The organism is Oceanicoccus sagamiensis (assembly GCF_002117105.1).
Classification (GTDB): Bacteria; Pseudomonadota; Gammaproteobacteria; order Pseudomonadales; family Dasaniaceae; genus Oceanicoccus; species Oceanicoccus sagamiensis.
Genome location: NZ_CP019343.1, coordinates 825571 through 845363 on the forward strand (window position 1 = coordinate 825571; position 19793 = coordinate 845363).

Annotated in this window: 17 protein-coding genes and 1 other RNA gene; 8 read left to right on the forward strand and 10 right to left on the reverse strand. The window is 48.5% G+C overall.

What is annotated here, in order from left to right; genetic code table 11:
* Positions 1–53: 53 nt before the first annotated feature.
* From dnaJ to hrcA, 4 genes are all read right to left on the reverse strand, one after another.
* Positions 54–1190, reverse strand: coding sequence for a molecular chaperone DnaJ (gene dnaJ / locus BST96_RS03680; RefSeq protein WP_085757394.1), 1137 nt, complete (start codon positions 1188–1190; stop codon positions 54–56).
* Between the two features lie 161 nt (positions 1191–1351).
* Positions 1352–3292, reverse strand: coding sequence for a molecular chaperone DnaK (gene dnaK / locus BST96_RS03685; protein ID WP_085757395.1), 1941 nt, complete (start codon positions 3290–3292; stop codon positions 1352–1354).
* Positions 3293–3440: 148 nt separating this feature from the next.
* Positions 3441–4055, reverse strand: coding sequence for a nucleotide exchange factor GrpE (gene grpE / locus BST96_RS03690; RefSeq protein ID WP_085757396.1), 615 nt, complete (start codon positions 4053–4055; stop codon positions 3441–3443).
* Between the two features lie 155 nt (positions 4056–4210).
* Positions 4211–5254 (reverse strand): heat-inducible transcriptional repressor HrcA, encoded by a 1044-nt coding sequence (gene hrcA, locus BST96_RS03695; protein WP_085757397.1) that lies wholly within the window; start codon positions 5252–5254, stop codon positions 4211–4213.
* A gap of 161 nt (positions 5255–5415) precedes the next feature.
* Between hrcA and BST96_RS03700 the strand changes: the two genes are divergently transcribed.
* Both BST96_RS03700 and recN read left to right on the forward strand, forming a co-directional pair.
* Complete coding sequence (locus BST96_RS03700) at positions 5416–5973, forward strand: pyridoxamine 5'-phosphate oxidase family protein (protein ID WP_085757398.1); 558 nt, start codon at positions 5416–5418, stop codon at positions 5971–5973.
* A gap of 332 nt (positions 5974–6305) precedes the next feature.
* Positions 6306–7967: a DNA repair protein RecN gene (gene recN, locus BST96_RS03705; protein ID WP_085757399.1), complete on the forward strand. Its 1662-nt coding sequence runs from the start codon at positions 6306–6308 to the stop codon at positions 7965–7967.
* A gap of 196 nt (positions 7968–8163) precedes the next feature.
* On the opposite strand, the gene fur is transcribed toward recN, so the two are convergent.
* Positions 8164–8577, reverse strand: a complete 414-nt coding sequence (fur, locus tag BST96_RS03710) for a ferric iron uptake transcriptional regulator (RefSeq protein ID WP_206045393.1) — start codon at positions 8575–8577, stop codon at positions 8164–8166.
* Between the two features lie 72 nt (positions 8578–8649).
* Between fur and BST96_RS03715 the strand changes: the two genes are divergently transcribed.
* Complete coding sequence (locus BST96_RS03715; protein WP_085757400.1) at positions 8650–9054, forward strand: outer membrane protein assembly factor BamE; 405 nt, start codon at positions 8650–8652, stop codon at positions 9052–9054.
* Positions 9055–9066: 12 nt separating this feature from the next.
* Here the strand turns inward: BST96_RS03715 and BST96_RS03720 are convergent, their stop codons facing one another.
* Genes BST96_RS03720 through BST96_RS03730 form a run of 3 tightly spaced genes read right to left on the reverse strand, consistent with a single transcriptional unit; the run spans position 9067 to position 11246 of the window.
* Entirely contained in the window at positions 9067–9375 is a 309-nt protein-coding gene (locus BST96_RS03720) for an RnfH family protein (protein ID WP_240554887.1), read from the reverse strand.
* A 26-nt stretch (positions 9376–9401) separates the two neighbouring features.
* Entirely contained in the window at positions 9402–9851 is a 450-nt protein-coding gene (locus BST96_RS03725) for a type II toxin-antitoxin system RatA family toxin (RefSeq protein ID WP_085757402.1), read from the reverse strand.
* A gap of 15 nt (positions 9852–9866) precedes the next feature.
* Positions 9867–11246 carry a sodium-dependent transporter gene (locus BST96_RS03730; protein ID WP_085757403.1) on the reverse strand — a complete coding sequence of 460 codons (1380 nt, stop codon included), beginning with the start codon at positions 11244–11246 and terminating at the stop codon, positions 9867–9869.
* Positions 11247–11331: 85 nt separating this feature from the next.
* Between BST96_RS03730 and smpB the strand changes: the two genes are divergently transcribed.
* On the forward strand, positions 11332–11808 hold the full coding sequence (gene smpB / locus BST96_RS03735; protein ID WP_085757404.1) for an SsrA-binding protein SmpB: 477 nt from the start codon (positions 11332–11334) through the stop codon (positions 11806–11808).
* Positions 11809–12109: 301 nt separating this feature from the next.
* Here smpB and BST96_RS03740 read toward each other — a convergent pair whose 3' ends face one another.
* Both BST96_RS03740 and BST96_RS03745 read right to left on the reverse strand, forming a co-directional pair.
* Positions 12110–15208, reverse strand: coding sequence for an efflux RND transporter permease subunit (locus BST96_RS03740; protein WP_240554888.1), 3099 nt, complete (start codon positions 15206–15208; stop codon positions 12110–12112).
* The gene (locus BST96_RS03745; protein WP_169713901.1) at positions 15208–16314 is read right to left on the reverse strand and encodes an efflux RND transporter periplasmic adaptor subunit; all 1107 of its coding nucleotides are present in this window, start codon (positions 16312–16314) and stop codon (positions 15208–15210) included. The genes BST96_RS03740 and BST96_RS03745 overlap by 1 nt, the downstream gene beginning before the upstream one ends.
* A gap of 147 nt (positions 16315–16461) precedes the next feature.
* Here BST96_RS03745 and BST96_RS03750 point away from each other — a divergent pair, with 147 nt between their 5' ends.
* From BST96_RS03750 to BST96_RS03765, 4 genes are all read left to right on the forward strand, one after another.
* Positions 16462–17082, forward strand: coding sequence for a TetR/AcrR family transcriptional regulator (locus BST96_RS03750; protein WP_085757407.1), 621 nt, complete (start codon positions 16462–16464; stop codon positions 17080–17082).
* Positions 17083–17352: 270 nt separating this feature from the next.
* Positions 17353–17748, forward strand: a transfer-messenger RNA (tmRNA) gene (gene ssrA / locus BST96_RS03755).
* A gap of 163 nt (positions 17749–17911) precedes the next feature.
* The gene (locus BST96_RS03760; RefSeq protein ID WP_085757408.1) at positions 17912–19156 is read left to right on the forward strand and encodes an integrase domain-containing protein; all 1245 of its coding nucleotides are present in this window, start codon (positions 17912–17914) and stop codon (positions 19154–19156) included.
* The gene (locus BST96_RS03765; protein WP_085757409.1) at positions 19156–19776 is read left to right on the forward strand and encodes a hypothetical protein; all 621 of its coding nucleotides are present in this window, start codon (positions 19156–19158) and stop codon (positions 19774–19776) included. Before BST96_RS03760 ends, BST96_RS03765 begins: the two co-directional genes overlap by 1 nt.
* Positions 19777–19793: the final 17 nt, after the last annotated feature.

The window sequence follows — 19793 nt, forward strand, 5'->3', positions numbered from 1 at the left end:
AAAATCCACCGTAAGCCTCCACTGGATTCCCACTCTCGCGGGAATGACGGGGTTTATATTTTCATATCGTCAAAAAAGTTTTTTACACCCTCAAACCATGAGTTTTTACGGGGTGACTGATTACCTTCTTTTTCAAAAGATTCCTGAAGCTGTTTAAATAATTCCTTTTGATGCTTGGTGAGGTTAACCGGGGTTTCCAGCGTTACACGACATAATAAATCACCGGTAGAACCACCTCGCACCGGTGTTACACCCTTACCACGCAAACGGAATAATTTACCGGTTTGCGTTTCTGCAGGGATTTTTAATTTAACCCGGCCATCCAATGTCGGCACTTCAAGCTCACCGCCCATCGCCGCATCGATAATACTGATGGGCACTTCACAGTAAAGATGTTTGCCATCACGTTCAAAAATTTTGTGCTCGCGAACATTCATCTGTACAAATAAATCACCAGGAGGGCCACCATCAGGGCCAGCTTCACCTTCACCGGTTAAGCGAATACGATCACCGGTATCAACGCCTGGCGGTACTTTAACTGACAGGGTTTTGGTTTCTTCAATCAAGCCCTGACCATGACAACTGCTACAAGGGTCTGAAATCATCTTGCCCTTGCCGCGACAATTAGGACAGGTTTGCTGTACCGAGAAAAAGCCCTGCTGCATACGTACCTGACCCACACCACCACAGGTGGTACACGTCACTGGCGAGCTACCTTTCTTGGCACCGGAACCATCACAGGGTTCACAGGCGACCAAGGTCGGTACACGAATTTTGACTTCGGTACCCTTTACAGCCTCTTCTAGATCTATATCCAGATTGTAGCGTAAGTCACTACCGCGAGCCGGGCCACGACTGCGGCCACCGCCACCTCCGCCGCCAAACATATCGCCAAACACATCACCAAAAATATCACTAAAGTTACCCGCTCCAGCGCCACCAAAACCGCCGGCGCCGGCATTGCCACTTACCGCATCATGGCCATACTGGTCATAGGCACTGCGCTTCTGGGCATCGGACAACACTTCATAGGCTTCAGAGGCTTCTTTAAATTTCTCTTCCGCTTCTTTGTCGTCCGGATTGCGATCAGGGTGAAACTTCATCGCCACACGACGATAGGCTTTTTTGATATCTTTTTCTGATGAATCCCGGTCTACACCGAGGATTTCGTAATAATCACGCTTGGACATAAATGATGACTTCGTTAGTATTGGTATGACTAAATTTTTTAAACACAAACGCGGGAACTAGTCCCGCGTGTGGTTATCGTCATTCCCGCCCCCGACACATGCCCTCAAGGGCAGGCTTCGACAGGAATCTGGATTCCCGCTTTCGCGGGAATGACGGCAGCTTACTTGTTGTCTTCTTTAACTTCTTCAAACTCGGCATCAACAACATCATCGCCTGCAGCACCGTCGTCTTGCTGGGCATCAGCACCTGCGTCCGCGCCACCTTCAGCTTGAGCTTGAGCCGCCTGCTCTTCATACATCTTTTGAGCCAGAGGGCCAGAAGCTTCAGTCAGTTTTTGCGTTGCCGCTTCCATTGCTGCTTTGTCGTCGCCAACCACCGCTTCTTCTGCTTCTTTAACCGCAGCTTCAATGGCAGCTTTCTCTTCATCAGAAGCTTTATCACCGGCTTCTTCTAAAGTTTTCTTAGTGGCGTTGATTAAGCCTTCCAAGGTGTTACGGGCAGTGACTAACTCTTCAAACTGCTTATCGGCTTCAGCGTTAGCTTCAGCATCCTGTACCATTTGATCGATTTCATCATCAGACAAACCGGAAGACGCGGTAATACGGATAGACTGCTCTTTACCTGTGGCCTTATCTTTTGCACCTACATGCAAAATACCGTTGGCATCCAAATCAAAGGTAACTTCAATTTGTGGCATACCACGAGCCGCCGGTGGAATATCGGCCAGGTCAAAACGCCCCAGTGATTTGTTACCAGAAGCTTGCTTACGCTCACCCTGAACAACATGAATCGTTACCGCGGACTGGTTGTCTTCAGCGGTTGAGAAAATCTGCGACTTCTTAGTAGGAATCGTAGTGTTTTTCTCAATCAGTGCAGTGGCAACACCGCCCATGGTTTCGATACCCAGAGTTAGAGGTGTAACGTCTAATAGCAATACGTCTTTAACGTCACCACTTAGTACACCCCCTTGAATCGCTGCACCCATGGCAACCGCTTCATCAGGGTTAACATCTTTACGTGGCTCTTTACCAAAGAACTCAGCAACCTTGGCTTGTACCAAAGGCATACGCGTCTGACCACCCACCAAAATCACATCGTCGATTTCGCTGGTAGAAAGATCAGCATCTTTAAGCGCAAGTTTTAATGGCTCTAAAGATTTGGCGACCAGATCTTCAACCAAAGATTCCAACTTGGCACGGGTCATTTTCACAACCAAGTGCTTAGGACCAGAACCGTCAGCAGTGATGTATGGCAAGTTAACTTCCGTTTGCTGTGAAGAAGACAATTCGATTTTGGCTTTTTCAGCAGCTTCTTTTAAACGCTGCATGGCCAGAGGATCACCTTTAAGATCCATATTGTTTTCTTTCTGGAACTCTTCCGCCAAATACTCAATTAAGCGCATATCGAAATCTTCACCACCAAGGAATGTATCACCGTTGGTAGACAGTACTTCAAACTGGTGCTCGCCATCGACTTCGGCAATTTCAATCACAGAGATATCAAACGTACCACCACCTAAATCGTATACTGCGATAGTGTGGTCGCCTTTGGCTTTGTCCATACCGTAGGCAAGTGCCGCAGCTGTTGGCTCATTGATAATACGCTTAACTTCAAGACCGGCAATCTTACCGGCGTCTTTAGTTGCCTGACGCTGTGAATCATTAAAGTAAGCAGGAACAGTAACAACCGCTTCGGTTACTGGCTCACCAAGATATTCTTCGGCGGTCTTTTTCATCTTCATTAAGATTTCAGCAGACACTTGAGGTGGTGCCATTTTCTCACCACGGGCTTCAACCCAGGCGTCGCCATTGTCGGCAGCTGAAATCGTGTAAGGCACCATAGAGATATCTTTTTGTACAACATCGTCTTTAAATTTACGGCCGATTAAACGCTTAACCGCAAACAAGGTGTTAGTTGGGTTGGTAACAGCTTGGCGCTTGGCGCTCTGGCCAACCAGAATTTCACCATCATCGGTATAACCAATGATTGAAGGTGTGGTGCGATCGCCTTCGGCATTCTCAATAATCTTGCTAGTGTCGCCGTCCAGTACTGCAACACATGAATTAGTGGTGCCTAAATCGATACCGATGATTTTACCCATTGCTCTTTCTCCAATTTTCAACTGGCGAGTTATGCCAGAACTTTAATTTCAATGAATGCTGTTGATGCTTCTCTATATTGGTGCGAATTTGATCATTTCAAGTCCACACGACTGATATGTGTTTCTCTTTAGCCAATAGCTGCGCGAATTACGCGTTTTCGTCTACCGAACCGGCTGCTGCTTTGGATACCATCACCATAGCTGGGCGCAATAGGCGCTCATTCAGGGTATAGCCCTTCTGCATCACCAGTGTGACCGTGTTAGGTTCGACATCGGGGTTCTCTACCATCGACATGGCTTGGTGAAACTGCGGATCGAAGGGCTCGCCAACGGGGTCCAGCTGCTTCACGTTAAATTTTCCCAGAGTATCGACCAGCGTCTTCTGGGTTAGCTCTACACCCTCAGCCAATGGCTTAACGGCTTCATTATCCTTATCAGCGGCATCTAAAGCGCGCTCCAGATTATCCGCTACACCCAGCAATTCTGAGGCAAACTTCTCCAGTGCGAACTTACGGGCTTTATCAATCTCACCTTCTGCGCGACGTTTGATATTTTGGGCTTCCGCCATGGTTCTCAGGGCGTCATCTTTAGTTTTCGCCAGCTCTTCCTGCAAAGCTTCAATCACGGCTTCCTGGCTTGGACCCTCTTCTGCGGCACCTTCTACGGCTTCCTCTGTGACTTGCGCCTCTTCTATAACACCCTCAGCAGGCTGCTCAGTATTCTCAGTGTCAATTTCTGGGTTTGTGGTTTCTTCGTTGGACACGGCTTTCTCCGGTTTTTACTCTCTGGCCAAACACGTTAACTGACCTGCTATATGGGGGCATCAAAAGGCAATTCAAGGGCAATAATGAAGGAGATCATACAGAATTGAATTTTACTTATAATTCAATGACTTAAATTAATAAATACGAAGGATAATCAGGACTTTTTCAGCGCCAGGCTAAGGATTTGGGCGGTGATATCCACCATTGGGATAACCTGCTCGTAGGCCATACGTGTAGGGCCGATAACGCCTAGCATCCCAAGATTGTCGCCACCGGTCTGGTAAGGGGCGGTAATCAAGCTAAATCCGCCCATCATATCGTAGCCCGCCTCCTCGCCGATAAAGATTTGCACTCCCTCAGCTTGCAGACTGCGGTCCACCAAATCGAGGATATCTTTCTTTTGTTCGAAGGCAGCAAATAGCTCCTGAAGACGCTCCATATCCTCCGCGGAGGTGGCGCTGACCAACTGACTTTCTCCGGCAACCACATACTCGGTATCCGAGCCTTCGTCTTCTTGCTCAAAGGCTTTGCTGGCAAGGTCCAGAGTAGTTTGCATATAGCTATCGATAGAGTCTTTATCCTGCTGCATGGCCGCTACGACACCGCGGCGAATCTCCGCTAACCCCTTACCGGCATAGCGCTGGTTAACAATCAGGGTAGCCTGCTGTAATTCTATCTCGCTGTATTCACGGGCCGTATGCACTACCCGATTTTGTACTTCACGCTCATTGATCACCAAAATCACCAACACGCGATTACCTGACAGGGGTAAAAACTCTACCTGCCGCAGGGCTTGTTTTTCTGGCTTGGGTACCGTGACCAGGCCTGCCTGAGAAGTGATTGAAGACAGCAATTGCGAGGCGGTCTGAACCAGCTCCGTGGGGCTTTTATCAGGATCCAGCTCCAACTCCAGATTGTGAATAGCCTGATCGGTAATCGGCTGCATGGTAATCAGACTATCGACAAATAAACGGTAGCCCTGTGTGGTGGGTATTCTTCCTGCTGAGGTATGGGGAGACGTGATCAACCCACGCTCTTCAAGATCGGACATCACATTGCGAACAGTAGCCGGACTTACCGGCAGGCCAGAGTCATCTAACAAACTGCGTGAGCCCACCGGCTGGCCGTCACGAATATAACGCTCGACCAAAGTCTTAAGCAACAGCTGTGCTCTTTCCGTTACGATATCTGCGGTCATACCCGCCCCTGTTATATTTTTATAAGGGGGATTCTAGCCGATATTCGCTGCCGCTGAACAGCTATGTAAAGAAGTTAAAAGTGAGACTCTATCCCCAGACAATCATGCGACAATCCAAGCCATCAATTTGATAATAACAAGCGAAGATCGGGAGTATCATCATGAGCATTGCACACCCCTGGCTGGAAGAAACCCCCTGGCCCACCACACTATTAAGTAAACAGCAACTGGAAGCCAAAATTGAGCGTATCAGCACGCTCACCAATATTGGTTATATGGGCACCGTTAGAAAAGACGGCAGCCCGATTGTGAGCCCGGTGGAATTCTATGCTCACCACCTCGCCCTGTATATTTTTCCCCAGCCCAATAGCCCCAAAGTGAAAGCGATTAAACGTGACCCCAGAATTTCTTTTGCGGTGGCCAACCCCATGGCTGGCTGGGCCTGCGTAATGGGGGCACAGTTTTTTGGTAAAGGCACGCTACTCGATCCGGGTACACCGGAATGGGAAGAAGGGATGAAAGTCTTCAAATACCCCGCCTCCAACTTTGAGATGGGCCGGGATTTTGATCGCCTGCCGCCGGGCCAGCTATTGCGTATCGACCCTGATCGTATTGTCTATACCGAGCATATGCTACGTAAGGAAGGCTATGCCCCTCGCCAGATATGGCATAAGGATAAAGATGTGCAGGCCAATCAAGGGAAATATGCTGGCACCTAAACCCGGGACGTTTTCGCGCAGGCTGCTGTTCCCGCCTGCACGTATTACTGCACGGACCAAACAGTTTAGTAGGGTGGATTATAATCCACCGGTTATGACGGCCCCTGACTGAGTTTGGTGGATTTTAATCCACCCTGCGTTCGGCCTTTACTGAGCCAAAAACCTCTATGGGCTTTACAGGCTGACGTTACATGGTGCCTGACCTTATTTTAGGCGGTTGTCACCGGTAGCAACGTACCTGCGCAGGAATAACATACTGAAAAAGACACTGGACAAACCACTGTATATACAACCATAATACTGTATAAATAAACAGATTATGGAAATCAGCCATGTTAGTCGATCTCAGCGTTAATAACTTTGCCATTGCCGCGGAACTTGAAATGGAATTTAACCGGGGCATGACCGTCATTACCGGCGAAACCGGGGCCGGTAAATCCATTATGCTGGACGCGCTGGGCTTGGCTCTTGGCGATAGAGCCGACGCTGGGGTAGTCCGCAGCGGCACCGAACGCGCCGATATCCATGCCCTGTTTGATATTTCCGCGATTAAAGATGCAAAGCAATGGCTACAAGAACACGACCTGTTAGATGGTAGCGACTGCCTGCTGCGTCGGGTTATTACCAAAGAGGGCCGCTCCCGCGGCTATATCAATGGCCGTCCTGTCACTCTGCAAGACCTCAAATCTCTGGGCGAAATGCTCATTGATATCCACAGCCAACACGCCCATCAATCACTGCTTAAAAAAGACCAGCAACGCCGCCTGCTAGATGAATTTGCAGGCTTGGGTGATAACACCACCAAGCTAAAGGCCATTGCCAAACAGTTTCAACAGGCACAGCAGCGGCTCACCACTCTGGAAAGCAACCGCAGCGAACAAAGCGCCCGGGCACAGTTATTAGGCTACCAAGTGGATGAACTGGATAAGCTTGAATTAATCGACGGCGAACTGGAAAATCTGGAACAAGAACAAAAACAACTGGCCAATGGCGAGCAAATCCAGCAGGCCTGCCAGCACACCATCGCCCTTTGCAGTGAGGGTGAACTTAATGTTGTGAGTATTTTAAATCAGGCCCTGCGCTCGCTGGGTGAGATTCCCGTTAAAAGCCAATCACTTGATGAAGCCTCACAACTGCTGAGCAGCGCATTAATTCAAGCCGAAGAAGCCAATAGCGAATTACAACATCATCTGGACAGCTTTGAGCTGGACCCGGAGCGTTTACACGCGGTAGAAAACCGCCTTAGCACCATCTATGACATTGCCCGTAAACACCATATACAACCGGCGCAATTGCCCGAACTTCATCAGGGCCTGCAAGCCGAACTGACTAGTATTGCCGGTAGCGATGAAGAAATTGAGCAACTGCAACAACAGCTGACAGAGACGGAGCAACAGTACCAAGCCCTTGCGACCAAAATTAGCAAAAAGCGTAAAACCGCCGCCAAAAAATTACAAAAGCAAGTAGAGGCCCAGCTTGAGCAGTTGGCCATGGCTAACTGTAGCTTTAGTATCGATCTGGCCCCACGGGCGGATAACAGCCCCCATGCCAACGGCAATGAAGATATTGCCTTTTTGGTCAGCACCAACCCGGGCCAGCAGCCCGCCGCCCTTTCCAAAATCGCCTCCGGTGGTGAGCTATCAAGAATCAGCCTGGCAATTCAGGTTATTACCGCTAAAACCAGCGCAATCCCTACTCTGGTGTTTGATGAAGTGGATGTAGGTATTGGTGGCGCTGTCGCAGAGGTGGTGGGTAATTTATTGCAGGAATTGGGCGAACGTGGGCAGGTACTTTGTGTAACTCATCAACCCCAGGTTGCCTCCAAAGGTCACCAGCACCTTTATGCCAGCAAAACGGCGAGTAAGAAAAGTGTTAGTACCCAACTGGAAGAACTTAGCGATAAAAAGAAGATTGAGGAAATTGCCCGGATGCTGGGCGGCATTGCGATTACCGATCAATCGCTGGCCCATGCCAAAGAAATGCTATCGCACTAAACCTATCGACATACCCGCCTGCACGCTTTGCTGTTCAGGACAAATTTTGTAGGGTGGATTATAATCCACCGATTATGACGGCTCTTGGCCGGGTTTGGTGGATTATAATCCACCCTACAATACGTGGGCCTTATTTTAGGTAGTTATCCTGACAGCGACCTGTATGCAAGGGAATGGCAGAGGAGTTTGGGGCCGGTTATTTTTTGGGTTTTACGTAGAGCACCAGGCTGTGGTCAACAATCTCAAAGCCATGTTCTTCCGCTAACTCATGCTGGCGCTGCTCAATCACATCGTCAACAAACTCGATCACTTGATTGCTTTCCAGGCAGACCATATGGTCATGGTGCTCACCCTTGGCCATCTCAAAGACCGAATGACCTCCTTCAAAATTATGCCTAACCACAAGACCTGCGGTTTCAAACTGGGTCAGTACCCTGTAAACGGTTGCCAGGCCAACATCCTCGCCCGACTCCAGCAGGGACTTATAGACATCTTCAGCACTAAGGTGGTGATTATCTTCTTCTGCCTGCTCCATAAGCTGCAAAATCTTTACCCGCGGCAAAGTCACTTTCAGGCCGGCTTTGCGTAGTTCTTGATTTTCCACTGTCATATTGAAGGTCGCCTTAGCGTTAAAGAATAGTTTGGGGTATTATCCACGTCACAGTATTAGAGTGAAAGCCAAATGCCAAAATTTATTACTATTATCGCCCTGCTAGCCATCAGCAGCCTGCTTGGAGCCTGTAGTACCCTACAATTTCCAGGGGTATACAAAATTACCGTAGAGCAGGGCAATGTGATCACCCAGGAAATGGTCGACCAGCTTAAACCCGGTATGTCTAAAGACCAAGTGGAATATATTATGGGCACCCCGCTGATTCGAGATTCCTTCAATGCCGAGCGCTGGGACTATGTCTACAGTATCCGCCGAGGTGATGAAGTCCGCAAAGAATACCGTATGACCATTTTCTTTAAGGCCGATAGCCTGGACTACTTTACCGGCGACTTTATCCCCACTGCTATTACCGAGCAAGCGGAACAATCTGCTGAAACCGAAGCAGCAGCCGACCAGACGGTCAAAGACAGCTAAGTTTAAATCAGTTTAAGCGTCTTTAGCCGCTGCTTTCTCAGCCTTCACTTTGGCTGCGCGAGCTTTACGCACCTCTTTCGGGTCCGCAATCAAGGGCCGATAAATCTCTACTCGATCGCCCTCTTTAACCACTTCTTGCTGTGGTTTGGGTACCGCTTTACCAAACACCCCCATTTTGGCAGAAGCCAAATCCAGTTCGGGGAATTGGCCGACAATACCGGATTGCTCTGCCGCTGCAAACACCGTAGTACCTTCGGCGACTTCAACAGCAATAATTTGCTGCTTATGGGGCAAGGCGTAGGTCACCTCAACTTTAATCATGCCATTACTCATAAGGGGTTAACTCATTACTCACTTTGATGCACAGCGTGGGCCCTTTTAACCAGGGCATCCACCAAATCATCGGCCATGGGGTTAAACAGAGTTTTAACCGCCATGCTTAATAATCTATTGCTAATGGTAAATCTCAGCTGCAAGCTTACCTTGCAGGCAGAATCACTCAATGGCTGAACTGTCCAAATTCCAGCAAAATCATCAAAAGGGCCATCAACCAGGGTCATTTCTACTGTCGTTGGGCGTTGCAGACGATTTCGGGTAGTCAGACTATGACGTAAACCCGCCTTGGCTAAGTCCAACCGGGCCTCCATAAATTCACCCTGCTCATCGTCACCCTCAGCCAATACCTCCGTGCCCACGCAACCCTCCATATATTGGGGGTAAGCCGTCACATCGTTGATCAACGTGTAGACGCTGTCAGCCGCATAAGGCAATAAGGCACTGCGGTTAATTTCCGTCATAGCTGGGCATCATTATTAAACTAACTGGGTTTTAAGCCACGGGTAAAGTGACCATAAAAACACCACTAATACACCGGGCGCGGCAATATACCGCAAAAGCCAACGCCAAAGCCAAAATATTTGCGGGCTTTCTACGTACAACTCATCACGCAGGACTTCTTTGCGCATTTTCCAACCCACAAACAGGGCAATAAGTACGCCTCCTATCGGCAACAACAGATTGGCAGTGACAAAGTCCAGCAAGTTAAAGACTGACATACCAAATACTTCAATATGCTGCCAGATATTAAACGAGAAGATGGTCACCAAACCCAGCAACCACACCACAATAATCATAACCACGGCAGCCGCTGGGCGCCACCAGCGAAACTGCTGTGCCAGCCAGGACGTGGCTGGTTCTAGCAGGGCCACACCCGAGGTAATTGCCGCCAAAGAGACCATCAGAAAAAACAGCGCCCCAAAATAATTGCCATAGATCATATTGCCAAAACCGTAAGGCATCGCCACAAACATCAAACCCGGCCCCATCGCAGGCGCCATATTCAAACTGAAAACCAGCGGAAAAATAGCCAGACCAGCCAGTATTGACACCAGCGTATCCATCAGTACCACGGTCGAAACCATCCCCGTAATTGAGCGCTGGTCAGGCACATAGGCGCCATAGGCCATCATCGCCCCCACCCCAATGCTCAAGGTAAAAAAAGCATGCCCCAGCGCCACCAACAAAGCTTCCTGGCTTAATGCAGAAAAATCCGGCTTAAATAAAAACTCGGCCGCCGCTTTAAAATCGCCGACCTGACTACTATAGATGGCCAGAGCAATCAGCATAATAAATAACAGCGGTAACAATAGACGGGCAGCGGCAGAAATCCCCCGCCGAACCCCTAGCGCTACAACCAACAATATAATCAGCAGAAACAAAGCCTGCCACTGCACTAGTAGCTCAGGGGCCGCCAACAAACTATTAAAGCTATCACCGGATAATTGCGCGCTGGCGGCAACAAACTCCCCTCCCAGTAACTTGCCAATATAGGCAAAGCCCCAACCGGCAATCACACTGTAATAGGACAAGACTAATAAACCGGCAATACAGCCCAGCCACCCAATCACCTGCCAGGCGGAAGAGGCCCCCGCCTCCAGGCTAACATCACGCATAGTACTCACCGGATTGGAGCGGCCGCGACTGCCCAGTACCACCTCGGCAATCATCACCGGCATCGCCACAACGACAATACAGATCAAATAGGCCAACACAAAGGCGGCACCGCCGTTTTCACCCGCCAGATAAGAAAACTTCCAGAGATTACCTAAACCGATGGTCGCGCCAGTGGTAGCGGCGACAAATGACCAACTGCGACGCCAACCCCGGCGCCTTGATTCATAATGATTATTCATGCAAAACAGTTATTCGTTAATAAGAAGCTTCTTTTTAACCCAGACCATTACGCTTTACCAGTGACAACCGCTATAATGCGCCGCTATGGGCAAAAAGAAACCGAAACAATCCAGCAATACTATCGCGCAGAACAAAAAAGCGCGACATGACTATCACCTTGAGCAAAAGTTTGAGGCAGGCGTTCAGCTGCAAGGCTGGGAAGTCAAAAGCCTGCGCATGGGTGAAATCCAGATAACCGATACCTATGTACTGATGAAGGACGGTGAAGCCTTTCTGTTGGGTGCGCATATCAATCCATTAAAAACAGTTTCAACCCACTATGTGACCGACCCTACCCGTACCCGCAAATTGCTGCTGAACAAAAGGGAGCTAGCCAGGCTGCTGGAAGCGACCCAGCAGGATGGTCGTACTTGTGTCTGTACTGCGCTTTACTGGAAGGGGCACCTCGTCAAGGCCGAAATTTGCATCGCCAAGGGTAAGCAGCAGCACGACAAGCGTCAGGCTGAAAAAAATAAGGACTGGGATAAGCAGAAACAACGTATTATGCGTCACCCCAATTAAGTTTTGCTGACTATCACTACCACCCTCTTCCGAGTCATCATTCAACGCCCCCTACTCGCCTTATCTACCACAGGCGTAATGTTACCCAGAACAAATGCCTACAATAAGGCCAAGCATAGAACAGCGTCGACATGTTAAGCCAATTGGAGATATCAATACTCACCTAACAGCCAAACATTGTAGGGTGGATTATAATCCACCAAGCCCAACCAAGAGCCGTCATAACTGGTGGATTATAATCCACCCTACAAAAGTATTTGCTCTGGATAGTAAGACGCGCAGGTGGGAATGACGTGAGCATTTAGGAAGGAGCAGCTTCAGCCTCTGATACTTCAAAAGGGCGCTTCCTGGTCATTAATAAAAAGGCAACCGGCACAAAGTAAAACGAGACCAATGTGGTCAACACGGTGCCGCCAGCAATCACCACCGCAAAAGGCGGCCAGAATTGCCCTCCCGCTAAAATTAACGGCAAAAAGCCCATTACCGTGGTAATGGTGGTCGCCACAATATGCCGACTACAGTGCATAACCCCGGTCACTATCGCATCGGTATTACCAGCCACCGCCGCCGGATTGGATTTTAATTCCGCCAAAATAACAATAGCCGCATTAATTGCCAGACCGATTAAACCCATCAAACCAATAATGGGCATAAAGCCAAACGAAGCCCCGGAACCAAATAGCGCCAATATCCCCAAGCCCGCCGCCTGAATGGCAACAATAAAAATGGTGATGCTTAACCTAAATGAGTTAAAGGAAATCACCACCGCCACCACCAGCAACACTAAAATAAGACCCAGCGAACCCACCAGTTTGCCTACCGCATCATCACGTTGCTCATCTTCACCAGCAAATTCCAGATAAAACCCCTGCGGTAAATTCACACCGTTTTGATCCAACGATTGCTTAACCCGCGCCAGAACCACCGAGGGCAACACACCATCACGAATAAACACCTGCACAGTATTAATCCGTCGGCTATCACGGCGCGGAATAGAACCAATCGCCGGGCGAATTTCAACGTCACCGATGGCCGCATAAGGAATCGGTGACGTGGGCTCATGAGTATCCCCTGGCAACAATAACCAGCTGTGCACCCGACTTAAATCTACTTGGCGCAAACCATGGGCCTGCACACGTACCGGCAAGGATTGAGTATCTTCTAATACTGATGCAGAAATGGAACCATCCACCGCTTCATGTAATTGCTCTGAGATATCGGTCAGACCTAACTGCCCTGCCCGCGCTAAATTCTCATCGACATTTAACCAGACTTTGGGGACCGCCTCAGACAAACTGGTGCGCACATGCACAACATCCTGCAAGCCCATCGCCTGCAAACGAACCTGCTCACCTAATTGCTTAAGCACTTCTAAATCTGGCCCCACCAGACGCACTTCAACCGGCGCATTAAATGGAGGGCCCTGTTCAAGACGACGAATCAAAACCTGCGCCTCAGGAAATGTATCATCCAGATGCTTTTGTAAATAAGGCACAATATGATCAACGTCAGAAAAATGCTCCGTGGTTAACATCGCATGAGCAAAATACTGGGAATTATTTTTACCTTGCATCACATTGTAATAAAACAAAGGAGCGCTGCGGCCAATAAACCAATGCAGGCTTTTAACCCCTTCTACCTGATTAATTTCTTCGCTTAATTTTTCTGTCAGCTCTTGGGTTTGCTCAATACTGGAAGCTACCGGTAAATAAACTTCAAGATTGATCATGTCACGATCGGCAGGCGGGAAAAACTGCTCTGGAATAGTAGAGCCCAGAAAAAACCCCAGCAAAGGCAATACTGCGACCATCACCACCACTTGCTTTGGACGCTTAAGACACCACTCAATCGACTGGCGAAAACCGGGTGACCATTTTTTTAATCTGAACCCGTGGTAAAACCAACCCTCTTTATCATCGCGGGCCAGAAAGCGCCCAGACAAACCTGCAATCACCAAATGGGAAATTAAATAAGAACCAAGCAGTGAAAATAACACCGTAAAACCAAGCCCACCGACAAACTCACCAGCAGAACCTGGCATTAATAAAATCGGCATAAAGGTTAAAATAGTGGTTAAGGTTGAACCCAATAAAGGCAGCCATAAATGTTTGACCGCTTTTTGCGTTGCTTGCAAACCACTTAAGCCACTGCGCTTAAACCGGTCGACGGTATCCACCATCACAATCGCGTTATCGACCATAATGCCAAGCGACACAATCAAACCAGTAATCGACATCTGGTGAATCGGCATACCGATAAAATTCATACAGGCAAAAGCAAATAAAACGGTTAGAGGCAAGGCCGCCGAAACAACAACTGCGGCTCGCCAACCCAGAGCAAACAGCAATACCACGGAGATCAATACAAAACCTAAAATAATATTATTGGTTAATTCGCCCAGCCGTGACGTGGTGTAATGCTCTTGATCAAAAATCGTTTTAATTTTTATATTGGCGGGCAGTTCACTTTGCACACTCTCTAAAGCAGTCTCAACACTGGCTGACCAGATATCGCTGCGCTGGTCCGCCAGCATACGTATACCCACAATCACCGCAGGCTTGCCATCTACAATCGCCAAATCTCTTGCAGGGGTTTTGGCCTGACGACTAACTTTAGCAATATCGCCGATTTGCACCGAACTGCCATCGGCATTTTGACGCAGCGGTACCTGGCGAATGCGATCCAGGGTATCCAGCGCACCATCCACTTCTACTGCAGTGCGAATACGATTGTTATGAATTTCACCGGCGGTCACTTTGGCATCGCCTTTATTAATGGCTGAACCAATATCATGGGGAGAAAAGCCTAATAACACTGCTTTAGCCGCATTAACATCAACCACCACTTCTTCTTCTGGGCCGCCTTGAATAGCCACATAGTCAGTACCGGGCAAACCCCGTAAGCGACTTTTTAATTCTTCCGCATAGCGTCCCAGTAATAGAATGTCCGGTTCAACACCATCAAACTCCCAGGTTAAGGCCGCAATCAAAGTATAGGGATAACCGGTTCGCTCTTCTAACACAGGGGTATCTGCGCCACGGGGCAATGCCGGCTCAGTTTGTCTTAACTTATCCCTGACTTCAGCCCATACCGTATCTGTTTGTGCCATGGTGACGGCATCTTTAAGCTCTATAGTCAGCGATGAAAAACCGGCACTGGAGCGCGAATCAATATGCAAGACCTCGGGCATTTCCCGCAGGGCATTTTCTAAAGGCTCAGTGACCAGCGCTTCGACCCGCTCGGCACTGGCACCGGGGAAAACTGTGGTTGCAAAAGCATGACGGTTGGCAATACGAGGGTCTTCATCGCGGGGCAGTGCATGTAAGGCCGATAAACCCGCAACAATAATCAGCGAAATTAATAACGCAAAGGCCCGGGGATTATTTAGTAAGGCATTCATTATTGCGCACCGCTGCTAGCGCTTGATAACCTCACCGACAAACCGGGTACCACTCTATGCAAGCCAGCGGAAATAACTGGCTCACCCTGATTTATCGCGCCTTTTACAAAAGCGCGACCGTCCGCCATATATAATAATTCAATACTTCTGGCTTCAATGGTATAGAGGTCGCTGCCCGCTTGTGGCACCAGCACATAGACATTCCACATCCCCCTAACCCCAGAGGCCAGCGATGAATCGGTTAACCAAAAACCGGGCTGCTGAATACGTTCAGGCACATGCAAATAAACCATTTCACCATCAACAGCTTCGGGCACGGCGGGCATGGCTATGCGTACAGAGGAAGTACGCGTCATAGCATCCACATTGGTAGCAATCGCCATCACTTTCGCCTGCATATCTTTACCGGCAACTTGAATCACAACAGGGGCACCCACACTCAATGCACTGACCAATCGAGTCGGTACTCCCACACGCGCTTCTTCCTGACCCTGCTCTAATAACCTAAATATAATATGGCCGGGCTGGGCGATACTGCCAGAATCACTATAGCGATAAGCAATCTCCCCAGCATAGGGAGCCACTAACTGGTGCTTCGATAACATAGTCTCTGCTGAAGCCTGCCTGGCTTTAAGGCTCATCAACTGGGCGTTGAGGGAAGCGATTTCTGCCATTAGCTCATCAATACGCTGCTCCGCCGCATAGCCCTTGCTGTTTAACTCCCGCTCTCGCTTAAGCTTAAGCTTGGCTAAATCCAGCCGGGCATTAATATCATCCCCCGAGGCTTCAATTTCTGCGATCTCAGCATTGAGCAAGCGATTATCCAGTTGCGCCAAAACCTGACCCTGACTAACCCTGTCCCCCTCATCGACCATGACCTGCTCAATAGTCCCTGCCACTTCAAAGCCCAGCTCCGCCCGCTGGCGGGCCTGCACCTGGCCAACAAAATAACGATCAATCGTATATTCAGGCACCTGAACAGCAGGCTTAGCGACAACCTGATGAAAATAGGGCTCAGGGCTGACCTCACCGGACTCGCAACCGGATAGCAGCGCCACAACGGCGAGGATAAAGGGCAATAATAAAGGCTTGGCTAGCTTATACACTGGATACCATCCGAAGTACTGATAGAGAGTACTGATAAAGAGTATTGATCAAAAGGTCGGTCAAAATACCAAAACTAGACTGGACAGTCTAGTATGATTTTGGTGAAATAGGCCCCTTTATCCAACACGGCCAATCAATGATCAACCATGACCAGTACTAACCGCCGCAGTAAAAGCGAAGAAAAACGCCAGCAAATCCTGAGCGCCGCCAGCGACCTGTTCTTAACCAGGAGCTTTGAAGGTGCCAGTATGGATCAGGTAGCCGTTGCTGCAGGGGTCTCTAAACAAACCGTCTATAGCCACTTTGGCAGCAAAGAAGAACTGTTTTCGGCGATTATCGAGTACAAACTGGCCATCCACGATATTACCGATGAATTATTTGATAAAAACCGCCCGGTACATGATGTATTGCTGGAACTGGCGGAACACTTTACTAAGCTATTAATGAGCGAAGAGGCCATCTCTATTTTCAGAGTCTGTATTGCCGACGCCTCCAAAAAAGACAAAGGTCGAGTCGCCAAACTATTTGTAGAAGCAGGCCCCAAACGGCTCACATCCCTCTTTAAGTGCTACCTTGAAGAACAGAACCAAATGGGCACCCTGCAAATCGATAACCCCGGCTTTGCCGCCCAGCAGTTTCTCTATATGATCAAGGCGGAAGCCTATTCATTAAAAACTCTGGGGCAGGAAGACCCCCAGCATACGCAAGACCTACCCGCCTATATCCAAAGCTGTGTTAGCGTGTTTGAAAAAGCCTACCTCCAATAGCCTTGGCTGCCTTCCAATGAATATCTATTTACAGGCTTTTTTTAAGACATAAATCCTCTAATAAGCCAGTTGAAATCTCTATAAATTACGCCATATTTAAAGAGGTACTTGATACCGTGATCGCTCTCCCATAGGAGAGCCAGAGGGTGCGGGACAGCGCAAAGCTGCCCGCGCCCTTTGTACATTAAAGTATATTATTGCGGTTAAATTCCCCCACCCTCTACCTAAACCCCACGCTGCCGGTGTACAATTGCCCTGTTCACAAGTTTCGGGGCCGATTTGGATTCGACGCCGGTTACAAAACTTATGTGTGCATGCCGTGATGGTAGCCAATCACGTTAATCCAAAGCTGCAAACTATTAGTTGCCAACGATGACAACTACGGTGCTCAACTAGCTGCGTAAGTAGCTTTTTGTTGTACCTTCTAGTGGATGCGTCCGCTAGCGGCCTTTAGCAAGGTGCCAGTACCGCGCTAATGTCCGTCACTCAGAACTGGATCGCTGTGAAACCGCGCCTGAGGTGGATCTGCTAAACATTAATCAGGATCGCCAAACTCGTCCTGCCCGTCGGGCTGAATGCGGCTAAATTTAATTGACGGAATCTAAGCATGTAGAGCGCTAAGCAGCGGACTGACGGACGCGGGTTCAATTCCCGCCGGCTCCACCAAGTACACATTCGACAACATTCGTGAATGTACCTAAAAGGCTAGTAACCACAAGGTTTCTAGCCTTTTTTATGCCCACCAGCATACGCTTAGGCATTGTAACATCCGCTATTTAATGCAACACTGAATGTAACATCAGGCTAACCACCGGAACACAGTGTTACAATGGCAAACGTTACCACCCCCCTAACCAATACCGAAGTTAAGCAATCAAAGCCCAAAGACAAGGAATACAACCTTGCTGATGGAGGAGGGTTAGCCCTCAGAGTTAAGCCCATCGGCTCCAAACTCTGGCTTTTCAACTACACCCACCCACAGACTAGAAAGCGAGCCAATATAAGCTTAGGCGTCTACCCCGCTGTAAGCCTGGCAGCAGCCAGAAAATTAGCAGGTGAATACAGAGAGCTACTGACCCAAAAAATCGACCCCAAAAGCCAGAGGGACGCATCAGCACTAGCTGAGCAAGAAGCCCACAGCAGAACACTGAAGCATGTCGCAGAGCAATGGTTTGATGTGAAAAAAACCACAGTGACCCCCAATTATAGCGAAGATATATGGCGCTCTTTAGAGCTGCATATTTTCCCAAAACTTGGTAAAAAACCTATCCACAACTTAACTGCCCCTGATGCTATCCATACATTAAAACCGCTTGCCGCCAAAGGCAGCCTGGAAACCGTCAAGCGCTTAGGCCAACGTTTAAACGAAATAATGACCTACGCAGTCAATACCGGACAAATTGCCGCAAACCCATTGGCAGGTATCAAGAGCGCATTTCAAGCACCAGAAAAAAACAATTTGCCCGCACTTATGCCGGATGAACTGCCAGAGCTAATGCGAGCATTGACAATCGGAAGTATAAAAATAACAACACGCTGCTTAATTGAGTGGCAACTTCACACAATGGTCAGACCATCAGAGGCTGCAGGCACTTGCTGGAATGAGATTGATTTTAATAAAGCCCTTTGGTTTATACCCGCAGAGCGAATGAAAAAAAAGCGCCCACACACAGTTCCATTGTCACAGCAAGCAATAGCACTATTAGAAACCATGCGCCCCATCAGCGGTCATCGCGAACATGTTTTTCCAGCCGACAGAAACCCCAAAAGCCACATCCATCAACAAACAGCGAACATGGCGCTAAAACGAATGGGGTTTGGAGGACGGCTTGTTGCTCACGGAATGCGGTCAGTAGCCAGCACAACACTAAACGAAAAAGGCTTTGACGCCGATGTTATTGAAGCCGCATTAGCGCACGTAGACAGCAATGAAGTTCGAGCAGCATACAACAGAGCTGAATACCTACAACGCCGAACTAAAATGATGGAATGGTGGAGCAGCCATATAGACCAAGCAGCGTCTGGCAATATGAGTCTGGCTGCTGGGACTAAAACACTACGAAAGGTCAACTGATGGAAGAAAAAAACATCAAAGCACAGTGGCTGGAGCATATAACGCTTAATAAAAATCAACAGAAAGCACTAGCCCAAATAATTAAAACGGAATTAGAAAGCGACCTTTTACTAAAATGTGAAAAAATGCTTATTAGCGCAGCGCAAGCGCAACAAGTGTACGGCTCAGAACAGTTAAACCCCAATCAAAAGAAAGCTAAAGAAAACCTACAATCTCTAGAGAGTTCGCTCAATCGGGCTATTAAAGCCTGCCAAGAAATGACTGATTTTGAACAAGAAATACTTAAACAAAGCTGCTTCTGGGCAAATGACAGTGATAAAAGCTTCACTCACATGACAGACGGCAAAGATCCTATATTAACCGACCCGATCAACAAGTTACTTAAAGGTACAACTCACCGACTGGAAACCATGTCACCAGCAAGCAAGTCCAAACAGAAGTACAGCCGTAGTTTGGCAGAACTAGCCAATCAATTTAACGAATTATTTCCGAAACATACCCCATCCCCTGAGCCAGAATCCTTATTCTCTCAATTGGTAGTTTTTTGGTTTGAAAACTACCTGGATCACCCTATCGCCAATCCCAGACGGCATATCGAAAAAATACTTCCCGAGCACTAGTTCACACCGACAACATA

Bases quoted from the DNA above. Each gene is read 5' to 3' on its own strand.
- dnaJ (WP_085757394.1), bottom strand. From the start codon at position 1,190: ATGTCCAAGCGTGATTATTACGAAATCCTCGGTGTAGACCGGGATTCA.
- dnaK (WP_085757395.1), bottom strand. From the start codon at position 3,292: ATGGGTAAAATCATCGGTATCGATTTAGGCACCACTAATTCATGTGTT.
- hrcA (WP_085757397.1), bottom strand. From the start codon at position 5,254: ATGACCGCAGATATCGTAACGGAAAGAGCACAGCTGTTGCTTAAGACT.
- BST96_RS03700 (WP_085757398.1), top strand. From the start codon at position 5,416: ATGAGCATTGCACACCCCTGGCTGGAAGAAACCCCCTGGCCCACCACA.
- recN (WP_085757399.1), top strand. From the start codon at position 6,306: ATGTTAGTCGATCTCAGCGTTAATAACTTTGCCATTGCCGCGGAACTT.
- fur (WP_206045393.1), bottom strand. From the start codon at position 8,577: ATGACAGTGGAAAATCAAGAACTACGCAAAGCCGGCCTGAAAGTGACT.
- BST96_RS03715 (WP_085757400.1), top strand. From the start codon at position 8,650: ATGCCAAAATTTATTACTATTATCGCCCTGCTAGCCATCAGCAGCCTG.
- BST96_RS03720 (WP_240554887.1), bottom strand. From the start codon at position 9,375: ATGATTAAAGTTGAGGTGACCTACGCCTTGCCCCATAAGCAGCAAATT.
- BST96_RS03725 (WP_085757402.1), bottom strand. From the start codon at position 9,851: ATGACGGAAATTAACCGCAGTGCCTTATTGCCTTATGCGGCTGACAGC.
- BST96_RS03730 (WP_085757403.1), bottom strand. From the start codon at position 11,246: ATGAATAATCATTATGAATCAAGGCGCCGGGGTTGGCGTCGCAGTTGG.
- smpB (WP_085757404.1), top strand. From the start codon at position 11,332: ATGGGCAAAAAGAAACCGAAACAATCCAGCAATACTATCGCGCAGAAC.
- BST96_RS03740 (WP_240554888.1), bottom strand. From the start codon at position 15,208: ATGAATGCCTTACTAAATAATCCCCGGGCCTTTGCGTTATTAATTTCG.
- BST96_RS03750 (WP_085757407.1), top strand. From the start codon at position 16,462: ATGACCAGTACTAACCGCCGCAGTAAAAGCGAAGAAAAACGCCAGCAA.
- BST96_RS03760 (WP_085757408.1), top strand. From the start codon at position 17,912: ATGGCAAACGTTACCACCCCCCTAACCAATACCGAAGTTAAGCAATCA.
- BST96_RS03765 (WP_085757409.1), top strand. From the start codon at position 19,156: ATGGAAGAAAAAAACATCAAAGCACAGTGGCTGGAGCATATAACGCTT.